Genomic DNA, 14,198 nt, shown 5'->3' with positions numbered 1-14,198 from the left:
TACGCTCCGCTCCGGTTCTCGAAACCAACCGTTTTCGATTCGGCCTGACCGGATTTCAGGGAGCCGCGAAGACGAAAGTCAGGAATATCATCAATGGCTATTCTTCTGATTGCAGAACACGACAACGCAACCCTTTCCGACCAGACCGCCAAGGCGCTGTCGGCCGCGCTGCAGATCGGCTCGGACGTGCATGTGCTGGTTGCCGGCAAGGGCGCCAAGCCGGCAGCCGACGCTGCCGCCAAGCTGAAGGGCGTGAGCAAGGTGCTGTTGGCCGAGGCCGACGAGCTTGCCGAGCGCCTGGCCGAACCGACGGCAGCGCTCATTGTGTCGCTGGCGGGCGCCTACGACACCATCATCGCGCCGGCGACCTCGTCGGGCAAGAATGTCGCGCCGCGCGTGGCTGCGCTCCTCGATGTCGCGCAGGTGTCCGAGATCATCGAAGTCGTATCGCCCGACACCTTCAAGCGGCCGATCTATGCCGGCAACGCCATCCAGACGGTGCAGTCGAGCGACGCCAAGAAGGTGATCACCGTGCGCACCGCCTCCTTCCAGGCAGCCCCCGAGGGCGGCTCGGCAGCCGTCGAGACCGTCAAGGCCGCGGCCAATCCGGGCCTCTCCACCTTCATCGAGAACAAGCTTTCCGAGACCGACCGTCCGGAGCTGACCTCGGCCAAGATCATCATCTCGGGCGGCCGCGCGCTGGGCTCCTCGGAGAAATTCCAGGAGGTCATCCTGCCGGTTGCCGACAAGCTCGGCGCCGCGGTCGGCGCTTCCCGCGCCGCCGTCGATGCCGGCTATGCGCCGAACGACTGGCAGGTCGGCCAGACCGGCAAGGTGGTTGCCCCCGATCTCTACATCGCGGTCGGCATCTCCGGCGCCATCCAGCACCTTGCCGGCATGAAGGATTCCAAGGTCATCGTCGCCATCAACAAGGACGAGGAGGCGCCGATTTTCCAGGTTGCCGACTACGGCCTTGTCGGCGACCTGTTCGTCATCCTGCCGGAACTGCAAAAGGCGCTTTGACGCTTTCTGCCAAAGCGTATTAAATGGTGAGGGTGGGGTAGACGAAGTCGCCCCGCCCTTTTAGTTTGCACCGCACAAAAAGCAGGCCGCAAAGGCTGAAAGCAATCCAGCAAAGTGCGCAGCGGTTTTGCGTCCGGGATTGCGGTAAAATAAAAGGTGGAGCGCTTTCGCAGTTCAAGCGGAAGGGTTCAGGACGGGATCGGTGTAATGAGCAAGATCGAGACGATCGGCATCATCGGCGCGGGCCAGATGGGTGGCGGCATCGCCCATGTCTCCGCGCTTTCAGGCTACAAGGTATTGATCTACGATATCTCGCCCGACCGCATCGAGAAGGGCATCGCCACGATCAGCGGCAACATGGCCCGCCAGGTGGGGTCCGGCAAGCTCGACGAGAAGGTGCGCAACGACGCGATGGGCCGCATTTCGGCCGCCCCCGCGATGGCCGATCTTGCGGGTGCTGACCTGGTGATCGAGGCGGCGACCGAGGACGAGACGGTCAAGCGCAAGATCTACGCCCAGCTTTGTCCGCAGCTCAATCCCGAAGCCATCCTGGCGACCAACACCTCGTCGATCTCGATCACGCGGCTTGCCGCGCAGACCGACCGGCCCGAGCGGTTCATCGGCATACATTTTATGAACCCGGTGCCGCTGATGAAGCTGGTCGAACTGGTGCGCGGCATCGCCACCGAGGACCAGACCTTCGAGGCAGCCAAGACCTATGTGAAGCAGCTCGACAAGACGATCACGGTCTCGGAGGATTTTCCTGCCTTCATCGTCAACCGCATCCTGCTGCCGATGATCAACGAGGCGATCTACACGCTCTATGAGGGTGTCGGCTCGGTCGACGCCATCGACACGGCCATGCGGCTCGGCGCCAACCATCCGATGGGGCCGCTGCAGCTGGCTGACTTCATCGGGCTCGATACCTGCCTGTCGATCATGCAGGTGCTGCATGACGGCCTGTCGGACTCCAAGTACCGCCCTTGCCCGCTACTGGTGAAATATGTCGAGGCCGGCTGGCTCGGCCGCAAGACCGGGCGCGGCTTCTACGACTATCGCGGCGAGCATCCCGTCCCGACGCGCTGAGCGGATCGTCGGCGCAAATCAGGGACAAGCCTTTCGGTTCAACGGCGACGGGTCTATCAGGAGGCCACCGCCAGTGGCTCTGTCCGGCCATCCACGATCTGTGCGTCGGGCGCCACGGAGACACAGCCACGGCCCGCCGCCTTGGCGGCATAGCAAGCCGCATCGGCCCTGGCGATGATCTCGTCGACCTCGCCACAATTGGCATTGATCGCAGCCAACCCGATGCTGGCGCCGATCACGTGAGGACGGCCGTCCCAGGTGAAGTCTAGCCCGCCGATCGCATCGATGATGGAGCGCGCCGCGATCTTGGCGCCGGCTGCCGAACCCGATTTCAAAATGACCGCGAATTCGTCGCCGCCGAGGCGAGCGACGATGTCGTCTGGACCAAGCACGCCGCGAATAGCCACGGCAACCCGCTTCAGCAGCGCGTCTCCCGCCGCGTGGCCACCCGTGTCGTTGACCAGTTTGAAGTGGTCGAGGTCGATGAACATGAACTGATGTCCGGCGCCTCCGACCGACCTTGTCGTGTCGCCGACCGACCTTGTCGTGTCGCCGACCGACCTTGTCGTGTCGGCGGTGCCGTCCTTGCGCGCCTGGCCGACGAGGTCCTCCATGGCGCGGATGAAGCTGGAGCGGTTGGCAAGGCCGGTCAGCGCATCGTGTGCCGCGGCGTGGGCGAGCTGGCGCTGCAGCGCGCGCGCATCGGTAAAGTCCTGGAAGACGATGACGAGCCCGCAGAATTCGTGGCGGTCGTTGACGATCGGCGACACCACCTGGCGGATGCTGCAGCGCGTGTCGTCGCGCCGGATGAGGACGGCGCGGCTGTTCTGGTCGGCGGGCGCATGAACGCCAACCGCGGGCCGGGTCACGCCGATCCTGTGCCCCGTCTCCTCGTCGACCGCCCAGTAGACATGGCCAAGCATCTTGCCGAGAGCCTCGCCGCCGGCAATCCCGGTCAGCTTTTCGGCGACCGGGTTCATGAAGGTGATCCGGTTTGCGGCATCGGTGCAGATCACGGCATCGCCGATCGATTGCAGCGTCACCCTCAGCCGCTCCTTTTCATCGGCAAGCATTGCCGCCGACACGGTGAGGCGCTCTTCGGCCTCCTTGCGGCGGGTGATGTCGGTCAAGCTGCCGATGGCCCTGATCAGCCGTCCATCCTCATCACGTTCGATGGCCTTGCCGCGGTCGAGGATCCACACCCAGTGGCCATCCTTGTGGCGCATCCTGAACTCGGCCTCAAAGAACGGTGTCTTGCCCTCGAGATGAGCGCGATCCGCTTCGGCGACAGTCTCGCGATCATCAGGATGGATCATCGTCAGCCAGCGGTCGGTGTCGCCATCGAGCTCGCCATCCGCATAGCCCAGCATCTTGACCCAGGTCGAGGAATAGGTCGTGCCGCCCTTGCGCATGTCGAGGTCCCAGACGCCCTGGCCGGCGCCGGCGAGCGCGAAATTCCAACGCGTTTCCGCTTCGGCAATGCGCGCCTCGGCCTGCTTGCGAGCGTCGATGTTCTCGATTTGCGAGACGAGATAGAGCGGGCGGCCGCTGGTCTCATCGCGAATGACCGAACCGGCAAGATGGGCCCAGACGGGCGTTCCGTCCTTGCGGAGATAGCGCTTCTCGAAATGGAAGGAATTGACCGTGCCCGCCTTCAGATCGTCCATCGTCTCCCGCCCGATCTGCTGGTCGTCGGGATGCGTGATCTGGAAGAAAGTCTGCGTCTCGATCTCTTCGCTTGTGTAGCCAAGCATGGCCGCGAAGGCCGGATTGGTCTGGCGGATGCGCCCATCGAGACCGACAACGACGATACCGATCGCTGAATCCTCCATGGCGCGGCGGAAGCGCAGCTCGCTCTCGGCGATCTGTTGGCGATCCATGCTGATCCTGCGGGTGGACAGGGCAGCGAGGAACAGCGCGCCCGCCGCCACTGCCATCGCGATCTGCAGGCAGAGTTTCAAGGCTTCGGTGCCCAGGTCCAGGTGCGACAGCAGGATCGAGGCCGCCAGCACGCCCAGGCCGGCGACGAGCAACGCCAGCCCTGCACGCCCAAGAGATTCTCGGCTGGTCAATCCTCGCCACATCACGATACGTGCCACCCCCGTGCGCAAACGCATGTTCTCGCCTCAACCTTGGCGGATCGATTTTAAGGAAAGGTTGCGTCAGGCATTCCGGTGCCATCGCTAACCGGCAAACAATTGCCGGCATGATTAAGGATCGGTATGCGCGAGCGGGCGAGCGTGGCGCAACGCTACCAGCGCACGAAAAACCGTCCGCCGAGCGCGCCAAGCAATGCGAGCGCTGCAATGGCTATCGTGTACCAGGTGGCGACGAAAAGCGGCGAATCGTCGAAGCAGTGGGCGGCATAGAAGGTTGCCGCCAGCCCGCCGGCGAGCAGGCCTGCCACCGCACCGGCAAGCACCGGCCGTGTCGGCGCCCCGTAGCGCAGCATCCACAGGAAGATGGCAAGCGGACCGAGGCCGATCAGCGGGATGAAAGCCATGCAGATCATCATGTTGGAGCCGACCATTTTGGTTCCCCACAGCGCCTCCGGCACCATGAAAAGCTCCAGAACCACCGCCACGGCTACCAGCACTGGCGCCGCAGCCATCCCAGCCATTGCCCGGCCCGTCGACGCACCCGGCGTCGACAAGGCACGGATCAGGGCGAAGGCGCCGACGGCAAGCACGATGGTGAAAACAAATTTGGAAAGGAAGCGCATCGTGTGCGCGGCCGCCATGAAATCCGGGCGTGGGCCGATGGTCAGCAGGAAAACGACGGCCGCGATCACCGCTGCCGCACCGGCGGCCAGCCACCAGGCCGATTGCAGCGGCATCGCCTTGCTGGTTGCATCGGCGTCCAGCGCCTTGATGAGATCGTCCGTTCTCATGTCATTCCCGCCCGAACCGCCCCTGCCCGAATCGCTTGGCTATCGCGGCAAGTCCGCGATGCAGCGACACCCGCACCGCCGTCTCACTGATGCCGAACTTTGCCGCCGTCTCGCCGATGGACCGCCCTTCCACCGACACGGCCGAGACCACGGAGCGCTGAGCCGGCGACAGACCGTCCAATGCACGGTTGATGTCGCGCTCGCTGACGGTCTCGGTTTCCGGCTCGGCGAACGTCTCGGCGATATCGTCGACGTCGATCTCGATGCGCCGTCCGCGCCGCCTGAACGCATCGATCAGCTTGAAGCGGGCAATCGCATAGACCCACGGCAACACCGGCGCATCCTGACGCCAGGTATGCCGTTTCACATGAATGGCCAGCAAGGTTTCCTGCACGACATCCTCGGGATCGACCCCGCCCTGCACGATCTTGCGCCTGGCAAAACCGCGAACCAGCGCGGCAATCCGGTGCAGAAAGTCGGCGTAAGCCCTTTCATCTCCCGCGATCGCGGCCCGCATCAGCCGGGAAAGTTCGGCCTCGTCCTTGCCGCTCACAAGAGTTCACTCCCCGATTTTCGCGTCTCGGCGCTGATTTGTTACGTGGCCGGCGAAATAATGTCCAAGCCAAACTGTCGGCAAATCACGAAAGTTTGCGGCACCGCCGAACCGTGAGCATCACGCGGAATTGTCCGTTCGGCACCCACCTTTGCACGTCAGCGACCGATTGAAGCACACCAACAATGTTGACTATAGCTGTCATGTATCGATAGGTGCAGCCGTGACAGACCTAGGACCCCCGAAATCGAGGACAATGCCATGAAATACGCTCTTTCCACCCTCGCCGGCGCCGCTGCGCTGGCAATCAGCCTCATCGCCGGTCCGGCAAAGGCGGAAGAGGATGGCATCATTGTCTACAACGCCCAGCACGAAAGCCTGACCAAGGCGTGGGCCGAAGGCTTCACCAAGGAAACAGGCATCAAGGTCACCGTGCGCAATGGCGGCGACAGCGATTTCTCCAACCAGATCGTCGCCGAGGGCGCTGCTTCGCCCGCAGACGTCTTCCTGACCGAAAACTCACCGGCCATGGCGCTGGTCGAAAGCGCCGGCCTGTTCGCGCCGGTCGACGCGGACACGCTGGCGCAGGTTCCCCAGGACTATCAGCCGGCCAGCGGCAAATGGGTCGGCGTTGCCGCGCGCAGCACGGTCTTTGCCTATAACAAGACCAAGCTGACTGCCGACCAGTTGCCCAAGTCGATGCTGGACCTCGCCGATCCGAGCTGGAAAGGCCGTTGGGCCGCCTCCCCCTCGGGCGCCGATTTCCAGGCCATCGTCAGCGCCCTGCTCCAGCTCAAAGGTGAAGCCGCTACCGCCGACTGGCTGAAGGCGATGAAAACCAATTTCACGGCCTACAAGGGCAACAGCACGGTGATGAAGGCGGTTAATGCCGGCGAGATCGAAGGCGGCGTGATCTACCACTATTACTATTTCGGCGATCAGGCCAAGACCGGCGAAAACAGCAAGAATGTCGCGCTGCACTATTTCAAGAACCAGGATCCGGGCGCCTTCGTCTCGATCTCCGGCGGCGGTGTGCTGGCTTCGAGCAAGCATCCGAAGGAAGCCCAGGCGTTCCTGAAATGGCTGACAGGCAAAGGCGGTCAGGACGTGCTGAAAACCGGCGATTCCTTCGAGTACGCGGTCGGCAAGGGTGCGGACTCCAACCCGAAGCTGGTGCCGCTCGCCGATCTGCAGGCGCCGAAGGTCGATGCCACGACGCTGAACTCCAAGAAGGTCACCGATCTGATGACGGCAGCCGGCTTGCTTTAGTTGCCATTCGTCCTAAAAGGACACCCGACCACGCTCCCGCGGGAATTCGCCTTCCGCGGGAGTGATTTTGTTTTTCGAGATGGCATTCGTCGATGACGACACGCTGTGTTCCCGACCGCGATCGCGGTCTTTCAATTGCTGCCGCTGGACGGCAACGGCACGGCGTCTGACCTGATGCAGTCCGCGGTCGATCTCGCGCATTCGGGCCTGCCTTCGGGCACAGGCCGAAGGGCTCGGCGACGCGCACCGCTTTGGCTGGTCCTCGCCGCCATCTTCGTTGCGCTGCTGGCGCTGGTGCCGCTTGCCTTCATCATCTGGATCGCGGTGCAGACCGGCTGGGAAACAGTCTCGGCACTGGTCTTCCGGCCGCGTGTCGGCGAGCTTCTGGTCAACACTGTCCTGCTGGTCGCGCTCTCGGTGCCGATCACCATCGTGCTGTCGGTTTCGCTGGCCTGGTTGACCGAGCGCAGCGACCTGCCGGGCGCCCGGCTCTGGGCCTGGTTGTGCGTGGCGCCGCTCGCCATCCCGGCTTTTGTGCACAGCTATGCCTGGGTCACCATCGTGCCGGGACTGCACGGCCTGTGGGCCGGCGTGCTGGTTTCCGTGATCGCCTATTTCCCGTTCCTGTATCTGCCGGTGTCGGCGGCGTTGCGCCGTCTCGATCCCGCCCTGGAAGACGCCGCCGCCGCACTCGGCCTTGGGCCCCGGCGCGTGTTCTGGCGGGTCGTGCTGCCGCAATTGCGGCTCGCCATCTGCGGCGGCTCGCTGCTGGTCGGCCTGCATCTGCTGGCCGAGTACGGCCTCTATGTCTTCATCCGCTTCGACACCTTCACCACGGCGATCGTCGACCAGTTCCAGTCGACCTTCAATGGACCGGCCGCCAACATGCTGGCCGGCGTGCTGGTCAGCTGCTGCTTCGTGCTGCTCGGCCTCGAAGTGCTGGTGCGCGGCGAGGAGCGCTATGCCCGTGTCGGCTCCGGCGCGGCGCGCCATCAGCAACGCACAAGCCTCGGACGCGCCACCCTGCCTAGCCTGCTCTTGCTAGTCGTCATCACGCTTTTGGCGCTCGGCGTGCCGTTCGTCACCATTGGCGGCTGGCTTGCCGCCGGCGGCTCCGCTGTCTGGCGCTTGGACGAGATCGGCCTGGCGCTTGGCCAGACGCTGTTCCTGGCGCTCGCCGGCGCGTTGCTCGCCACCGTCGCCGCCATGCCGATGGCCTGGATCTCGATCCGCGCGCCGGGGCCATTGCAGCGTCTTCTGGAGGGCTGCAACTACATCGTCGGCTCGCTGCCCGGGGTCGTCATCGCACTGGCGCTGGTCACTATCACCGTACGCATCGCGCTGCCGCTCTACCAGACCTTGTTCACCATCCTGGTTGCCTATGCGCTGATGTTCCTGCCGCGCGCGCTGGTCAGCCTGCGGGCATCGATCGCGCAGGCGCCGGTCGAGCTCGAACGCGCCGCTTCCAGCCTCGGCCGGCCGCCGCTGCAGGCGCTGTGGTCGACGACGATCCGCCTGTCGGCGCCGGGTGCCGCGGCCGGCATGGCCCTGGTGGCGCTCGGCATCATGAACGAACTGACCGCCACCCAGATGCTGGCACCGAACGGCACCCGCACGCTGGCGATGGCTTTCTGGTCCTACAGTGGCGAGATTGATTATGCCTCGGCGGCACCCTACGCCTTCATCATGGTGGCGATGTCGCTGCCCTTGACCTGGCTGCTCTATGTCCAGTCGAAACGGATGGCCGGACGATGAGCTTTCTCGAAATCAGCGGCCTGCACAAGCAATACGGTCCCGTGGCGGCCCTTGCCGGCGTCGACCTCAGCGTCGCCAGCGGCAGCCGCACGGCGATCGTCGGTCCTTCCGGTTGCGGCAAGACGACCCTGCTGCGGCTGATTGCCGGCTTCGAGGCTCCGGACCAGGGCCACATCACGCTCGACGGTGCCATATTGGCCAACGGCGGCGCTGCGGTGCCGGCATATCGCCGAGGCATCGGTGTGGTGGCGCAGGATGGTGCCCTGTTTCCGCATCTGACCATTGGCGACAATATCGGTTTCGGCATGGGCCGCGGCGAGGACAAGCGCGCTGAGCGCATCGTCGAGCTCGCCTATATCGTCGGGCTCGACAAGGCGATCCTCAAACGCCGCCCGCACGAGCTTTCCGGCGGCCAGCAGCAGCGTGTGGCGCTGGCCCGGGCCATGGCGATGAAGCCCAGGCTGATGCTTCTCGACGAGCCGTTCTCGGCGCTCGATACCGGCCTGCGCGCCTCGATGCGCAAGGCGGTGGCCGAACTTCTGGAGGCCGCCGGCATCACCACCATCCTGGTGACGCACGACCAGGCCGAAGCGCTGTCCTTCGCCAGCCAGGTCGCGGTGATGCGCGACGGCAAGTTCTCGCAAATCGGCACGCCGCGCGAGCTCTATCTCAAGCCGAAGGACAGGATGATCGCCGAATTCCTCGGCGACGCCATCATCCTGCCGGCCAAGATATCAAATGGCTTCGCCAACTCGCCGCTCGGCCGCATCGCGGTCGACACCCATGACAGCCGCGATATCGCCCGCATCATGCTTCGCCCGGAGCAGATCGCGCTGAAGAGAACGTCGCGCGAGGGTATGTCCGGCACCTCGGACATGCTGTTCGGCGAGGTGACGGAATCCGAATTCGCCGGCTCGATGTGCACGGTCGCGGTGCGGCTCTTGAACAATGCCGATCCGCCCGATGCGGCAGCGATCGGCAACACGCCGCTGGTCCTGCGCAAACCGGGCATGGACGCGCCGGCGGTCGGCGAGATCGTCCGGCTGACTGTATCGGGAAAGGCGCATGTCTTCGCCTGAACGCCGCGTGGGTGGAGCGTAGGCCTATCTTTCTGATTAGCCGACGCGCTTTCCGGCCTGATCGAACCAGTGCAGCTTTTCTGCCTTGGCAACCACGCGCAATTGGTTGCCAACCGTGGCGGTGGCGCGACCCGCGACCCGCACGACGATCCTGCTGCCACCTGCAGCACAGTGAAGGAAACTTTCGGCGCCTACCGGTTCGACTGCCTCGACCAGCGCCGGCAGAATGAGCGCGCCGGACGGTGCCTCGGCCCCGAAGGTGACGTCGGCATCCTCGGGGCGGAAGCCGAGCGTGACGGCGTTCGCAGGCGCAAATTCAATCGTCTTGCCATCAGCCAGCGCCGGACCAGCCGGGCCTTGCGAAAGGGGCAGGAGATTCATCGGCGGCGCGCCAATGAAGGAAGCGACGAAGGTCGAGGCCGGCCTTTCGTAGACGTCGAGCGGCGCCCCCATTTGCTCGACCAGTCCGGCATTCATGACGACGAGGATGTCGGCCAACGTCATCGCCTCGAGCTGGTCATGTGTGACATAGACCGACGTGACGCCAAGCGAGCGCTGCAGGTTCTTTATCTCGACGCGCATCTGGCCACGCAATTTGGCATCGAGATTGGAGAGCGGTTCGTCGAAAAGGAAAACCCTCGGATTGCGCACAATGGCACGACCCATGGCGACACGCTGGCGCTGGCCGCCGGAAAGCTCGCGCGGGCGGCGGTCGAGCAGCGCCGAAAGTTCCAGTATTTTCGCCGTCGCGCGGACCCGGCTGTCGATCTCATCTTTCGGCGTGCCGCGGTTGCGCAGCCCATAGGCCATGTTGTCGTAGACTTTCATATGCGGATAGAGCGCGTAGTTCTGGAACACCATGGCGATGTCACGCTCGGTCGGACCGGTTGAGTTTACGATCTTGCCGTCGATCGCAACTGTTCCCGAGGAGATGGTTTCAAGCCCGGCGATCATTCTGAGCAGCGTGGACTTACCGCAACCCGACGGGCCGACCAGCACGCAAAGCTCCTTGTCGGGAACTGCGATTGAAACGCCCTTCACGGCCTCGAAACCGCTGGGGTAGACCTTCTTCACATCCTTCAGATCGACGGTCGCCATTCAGCTTCTCACTTTTCGGAATCGACCAGGCCGCGAACGAACCAGCGTTGCATCAGCACCACGACCAGGATCGGCGGCACGATGGCCAGCATCGCTGTAACCATGACCAGGTGCCATTGCGTATCGGCATCGGCGAAGGAGACCATCTTTCTGAGCGCGATGACGATCGTGTTCATGTTGCTGCTGTTGGTGACGAGCAACGGCCACAGATACTGTGTCCAGCCATAAATGAAGAGGATGACGAACAGCGCCGCGATATTTGTCCGCGACAGCGGCAACAGGATATCGAAGAAGAAGCGCCACGGCCCCGCACCGTCGACCCGCGCCGCCTCAACCAATTCGCCAGGAATTGTCATGAAGAACTGGCGGAACAGCAGCGTGGCGGTGGCCGAGGCGATCAGCGGGATGATCAGGCCCGCATAAGTGTCGATCATGCCGAGATCGACCATCACCTTGTAGGTTGGCAGGATGCGCACCTCGACGGGGAGCATCAGGGTGATGAAGATCAGCCAGAAGAAGGTCATGCGCAGCGGAAAGCGGAAGAACACGATCGCATAGGCAGACAGGATCGAGATGAATATCTTTCCCACCGCGATGCCGAGCGCCATGATCGTCGTGTTGAGCAGCAGCCTGCCGACGCTGACGCCGCCGATGCGGCCGACACCGCCGAACAATGCCTCGCTGTAATTGTTCCAGAACTGATCGCCGGGCAGGAGCGGCAATGGCGGCCTGAGGATCGTTTGCAGCGTCTGCGTCGAGGCAACGAACGTGTAGTAGATCGGGAAGGCGACGATCAATATGCCGAGGATCAGCATGGCGTGGGCGATGACGGTGCGGAGCGGTGACTGGCCGATCATCGCTCGCCCTCAGCCGTAATGGACTTTGCGTTCCACATAGCGGAACTGGATGGCGGTGAGCGAGATGACGATGATCATCAGGATGACCGACTGCGCCGCCGAGTCACCGAGGATCAGATTGACGAAGCCGTCATTGTAGACCTTGTAGACCAGCGTCTCAGTCGTCTTGCCCGGACCGCCCCCGGTGACGGCATGGACGATGCCGAACGTGTCGAACAGGGCATAGACGGTGTTGACGACCAGCAGGAAGAAGGTCGTCGGCGCAAGCAGCGGGAAGACGATGGTCCAGAATCGCTTGGTCTCGCCGGCGCCGTCCATGGCCGCGGCCTCGATCAAGGCTTTCGGCACCGCCTGCAGGCCGGCGACGAAGAACAGGAAATTGTAGCTGATCTGCTTCCAGGCAGCGGCGGACACCAGCAGGATCATGGCGTGGGTGCCATTGAGCAGTGGATCCCAGGCGATGCCGAAACTCCTCAGCATGTAGGCCAGCGACCCGATCGAAGGGTTGAAGAGGAACAGCCACAGCATACCGGCAATCGCCGGCGCCACCGCGTAGGGCCAGATCAAGAGCGTGCGGTAGAGACCTTTGCCGCGCACCACCTTCTCTGCCATGACCGCCAGCAGGAGCGCCACGCACATGGCGACGATAGCGGTCGCAAGGGAAAACACCACCGTGACCTTGATCGAGTTCAGGTAGGCCGGATCGGCAAGCACTTTCCTGAAATTGGCGAACCAGACGAACTTGGTCCTCAGCCCGAACGGATCCTGCCTGAGCATGGATTGGTAGAACGCCTGACCGGCCGGCCAGTAGAAAAAAACGAGCGTGATGGCCAGTTGCGGCGCCACAAGCAGGTAGGGAAGGACCTTGTTGGGGAACACGACGCGAGGGGTCACGGAGCCACTCCGAGGTGATGAGGCGGGGGGCACCATGCGGCACCCCTCTCCGCCAAGATGGCTTTGATGAGCGTTTCGGACTGGGCATCATCGACCATTGGCGAAATCGCAAGGCACGGCAAAACTCCCCTCACCGAGGGGAGATGCCCGGCGGGACAGGTAGGTGCGCCGTAGAGCAAGGACCTGCGCTCGCTCTAATTCCCCAGCGCTTCCTTGATCGCGGCATTGCCACGCGTAACCGCATTGTCGAGCGCCTGCTGCGCGGTCTGCTGGCCGGCGAGCATCTTCTCGAACTCCTCGTTCTGGATATCGCGCACCTGCGGCAGATTCGGCAGACGTACGCCCTTGGAATTGTCGGTCGGCGTCTTACCCGTCATCTGCAGGATCGGGGTCTCGCGGCCGACATTCTTGTCATAGAAACCGGACTTCTTGGTCGCTTCATAAGCCGCCAGCGTTACCGGCAGATAACCCGACTTCTGGTGCAGGTATTCTTGCACCTCGGTCTTCGACAGGTAGGCGAAGAAGGCCGCGACGCCCTTGTATTCCTCATCGGATTTGTCCGCGAAAACCCACAAGCTGGCGCCACCCGGCGTCGTGTTCTGCGGCGCACCCTTGGCGTCGCTGTCATACGGCAATTGGCCAATGCCGTAATTCATGCCGGACTTGACGATATCGCCAAGCCCGCCGGACGATTCGGTCATGATCCCGCATTCGCCCGCAAGGAAGATCTGCTTGGCTTCGGAGGTGCGGCCGCCATATTTGAAGGTGCCGTCCTTGGCGAGGTCCGCCAGCGCCTGGAAATGGTTGACGAAAATCGGCGCGTTGATCTTGAGCTCGACATCGCCGCCGGCCAGACCGTTCTGCTGGGTGGCCCATGACACGTCATTCCAGGCCGCGAAATTCTCCAGATGTATCCAGGTCAGCCAGGTCGAGGTGTAGCCGCAGGCGGCCGCGCCGCTCGCCTTGATCTTCTTGGCGTCTTCCCACACTTCATTCCAGGTCTTGGGTGGGCTATCGACGTCGAGACCAGCCTTCTTGAAGATATCCTTGTTGTAATAAAGGATCGGCGAGGAGGAGTTGTAGGGGAAGGAGAGCATGGTGCCGTCCGGCTTCGAATAATAGCCGACTATGCCTGGCAGATACTGGCTCTTGTCGAAGGTCATTCCAGCGCTGGTCAACACATCGGCTGCGGGCTTGATGGCACCTTCGGCCGCCATCATCACGCCGGTGCCGACGTCGAACACCTGGATGATGTCTGGCGCCTGGCCCGCGCGGTAGGCGGCAATGCCGGCATTCAGCGTCTCGGGATACGTGCCTTTGAACACCGGAACGAGCTCATAGTCGCTCTGGCTGGCATTGAAATCTTTGGAGATCTTGTCGACGACTTCGGCATTGGCGCCAGTCATGGCGTGCCACCAACTGATCTGCGTGACGGCAAAAGCGGAGGTTGAGGAAAGCATCATAAAGGTAGCGGCAACACCGGCCGCGAAGCCGAAGGACTTCATGTTTCATCTCCCGTTTGTCATTGGCGAAAGGGGGCACTCCCGCGAAGGCAATATGTGTCGCTCATGACAATCAGACAACGGTTTTGTTGCAGATCGACGAACTTCACCCTTTACCTGACGCAACGCTCGCCTCCGCTTGGAGGCATGGAGAGCGATACGGTTAGCCGGCTTAGCGCGACGACAAGCGCG

At 63.1% G+C, this 14,198-nt stretch carries 12 protein-coding genes; 5 read left to right on the top strand and 7 right to left on the bottom strand.

Annotation, left to right across the window (positions count from 1 at the left end; all coding sequences use genetic code 11):
- Positions 1-93: 93 nt before the first annotated feature.
- Together EN990_RS10590 and EN990_RS10585 are read left to right on the top strand one after the other, a co-directional pair.
- Positions 94-1,023: an electron transfer flavoprotein subunit alpha/FixB family protein gene (locus EN990_RS10590; protein WP_024503779.1), complete on the top strand. Its 930-nt coding sequence runs from the start codon at positions 94-96 to the stop codon at positions 1,021-1,023.
- Positions 1,024-1,230: 207 nt separating this feature from the next.
- Positions 1,231-2,109: a 3-hydroxybutyryl-CoA dehydrogenase gene (locus EN990_RS10585; protein WP_013529423.1), complete on the top strand. Its 879-nt coding sequence runs from the start codon at positions 1,231-1,233 to the stop codon at positions 2,107-2,109.
- Between the two features lie 56 nt (positions 2,110-2,165).
- Here EN990_RS10585 and EN990_RS10580 read toward each other — a convergent pair whose 3' ends face one another.
- The 3 genes from EN990_RS10580 to EN990_RS10570 all read right to left on the bottom strand — a co-directional run bounded on the left by EN990_RS10580 (position 2,166) and on the right by EN990_RS10570 (position 5,552).
- On the bottom strand, positions 2,166-4,226 hold the full coding sequence (locus EN990_RS10580; RefSeq protein ID WP_127369112.1) for a PAS domain S-box protein: 2,061 nt from the start codon (positions 4,224-4,226) through the stop codon (positions 2,166-2,168).
- Positions 4,227-4,360: 134 nt separating this feature from the next.
- On the bottom strand, positions 4,361-4,999 hold the full coding sequence (locus EN990_RS10575) for an NrsF family protein (RefSeq protein WP_127385512.1): 639 nt from the start codon (positions 4,997-4,999) through the stop codon (positions 4,361-4,363).
- Position 5,000: 1 nt separating this feature from the next.
- Positions 5,001-5,552, bottom strand: a complete 552-nt coding sequence (locus tag EN990_RS10570; protein WP_013529420.1) for a sigma-70 family RNA polymerase sigma factor — start codon at positions 5,550-5,552, stop codon at positions 5,001-5,003.
- 261 nt (positions 5,553-5,813) lie between these two features.
- Between EN990_RS10570 and EN990_RS10565 the strand changes: the two genes are divergently transcribed.
- The 3 genes from EN990_RS10565 (at position 5,814) to EN990_RS10555 (ending at position 9,655) form a co-directional block, all read left to right on the top strand.
- Positions 5,814-6,821, top strand: a complete 1,008-nt coding sequence (locus tag EN990_RS10565; protein WP_013529419.1) for an iron ABC transporter substrate-binding protein — start codon at positions 5,814-5,816, stop codon at positions 6,819-6,821.
- Between the two features lie 174 nt (positions 6,822-6,995).
- Complete coding sequence (locus tag EN990_RS10560) at positions 6,996-8,576, top strand: iron ABC transporter permease (protein ID WP_164753882.1); 1,581 nt, start codon at positions 6,996-6,998, stop codon at positions 8,574-8,576.
- A complete protein-coding gene (locus tag EN990_RS10555; protein ID WP_013529417.1) occupies positions 8,573-9,655 on the top strand; it encodes an ABC transporter ATP-binding protein in 1,083 nt (360 codons plus the stop codon). Before EN990_RS10560 ends, EN990_RS10555 begins: the two co-directional genes overlap by 4 nt.
- A gap of 36 nt (positions 9,656-9,691) precedes the next feature.
- Here EN990_RS10555 and EN990_RS10550 read toward each other — a convergent pair whose 3' ends face one another.
- The 4 genes from EN990_RS10550 to ugpB form a co-directional block, all read right to left on the bottom strand.
- On the bottom strand, positions 9,692-10,753 hold the full coding sequence (locus EN990_RS10550) for a sn-glycerol-3-phosphate import ATP-binding protein UgpC (protein ID WP_013529416.1): 1,062 nt from the start codon (positions 10,751-10,753) through the stop codon (positions 9,692-9,694).
- An 8-nt stretch (positions 10,754-10,761) separates the two neighbouring features.
- Positions 10,762-11,610 carry a sn-glycerol-3-phosphate ABC transporter permease UgpE gene (gene ugpE / locus EN990_RS10545; RefSeq protein ID WP_013529415.1) on the bottom strand — a complete coding sequence of 283 codons (849 nt, stop codon included), beginning with the start codon at positions 11,608-11,610 and terminating at the stop codon, positions 10,762-10,764.
- Positions 11,611-11,619: 9 nt separating this feature from the next.
- The gene (ugpA, locus tag EN990_RS10540; protein WP_050580468.1) at positions 11,620-12,540 is read right to left on the bottom strand and encodes a sn-glycerol-3-phosphate ABC transporter permease UgpA; all 921 of its coding nucleotides are present in this window, start codon (positions 12,538-12,540) and stop codon (positions 11,620-11,622) included.
- A gap of 158 nt (positions 12,541-12,698) precedes the next feature.
- Entirely contained in the window at positions 12,699-14,009 is a 1,311-nt protein-coding gene (gene ugpB, locus EN990_RS10535; RefSeq protein ID WP_127368709.1) for a sn-glycerol-3-phosphate ABC transporter substrate-binding protein UgpB, read from the bottom strand.
- Positions 14,010-14,198 lie beyond the last annotated feature (189 nt).

This window comes from Mesorhizobium sp. M7A.F.Ca.US.005.03.1.1, assembly GCF_003997975.1.
GTDB lineage: Bacteria > Pseudomonadota > Alphaproteobacteria > Rhizobiales > Rhizobiaceae > Mesorhizobium > Mesorhizobium ciceri.
The sequence above is the reverse complement of the archived record's forward strand: the minus strand, read 5'-3'. Positions and strand labels throughout refer to the sequence as shown.

Excerpts from the sequence above, each read along its gene's own strand:
- EN990_RS10590 (WP_024503779.1), top strand. The coding sequence starts at position 94 with ATGGCTATTCTTCTGATTGCAGAACACGACAACGCAACCCTTTCCGAC.
- EN990_RS10585 (WP_013529423.1), top strand. The coding sequence starts at position 1,231 with ATGAGCAAGATCGAGACGATCGGCATCATCGGCGCGGGCCAGATGGGT.
- EN990_RS10580 (WP_127369112.1), bottom strand. The coding sequence starts at position 4,226 with ATGCGTTTGCGCACGGGGGTGGCACGTATCGTGATGTGGCGAGGATTG.
- EN990_RS10575 (WP_127385512.1), bottom strand. The coding sequence starts at position 4,999 with ATGAGAACGGACGATCTCATCAAGGCGCTGGACGCCGATGCAACCAGC.
- EN990_RS10565 (WP_013529419.1), top strand. The coding sequence starts at position 5,814 with ATGAAATACGCTCTTTCCACCCTCGCCGGCGCCGCTGCGCTGGCAATC.
- EN990_RS10560 (WP_164753882.1), top strand. The coding sequence starts at position 6,996 with ATGCAGTCCGCGGTCGATCTCGCGCATTCGGGCCTGCCTTCGGGCACA.
- EN990_RS10555 (WP_013529417.1), top strand. The coding sequence starts at position 8,573 with ATGAGCTTTCTCGAAATCAGCGGCCTGCACAAGCAATACGGTCCCGTG.
- EN990_RS10550 (WP_013529416.1), bottom strand. The coding sequence starts at position 10,753 with ATGGCGACCGTCGATCTGAAGGATGTGAAGAAGGTCTACCCCAGCGGT.
- ugpE (WP_013529415.1), bottom strand. The coding sequence starts at position 11,610 with ATGATCGGCCAGTCACCGCTCCGCACCGTCATCGCCCACGCCATGCTG.
- ugpA (WP_050580468.1), bottom strand. The coding sequence starts at position 12,540 with ATGGTGCCCCCCGCCTCATCACCTCGGAGTGGCTCCGTGACCCCTCGC.
- ugpB (WP_127368709.1), bottom strand. The coding sequence starts at position 14,009 with ATGAAGTCCTTCGGCTTCGCGGCCGGTGTTGCCGCTACCTTTATGATG.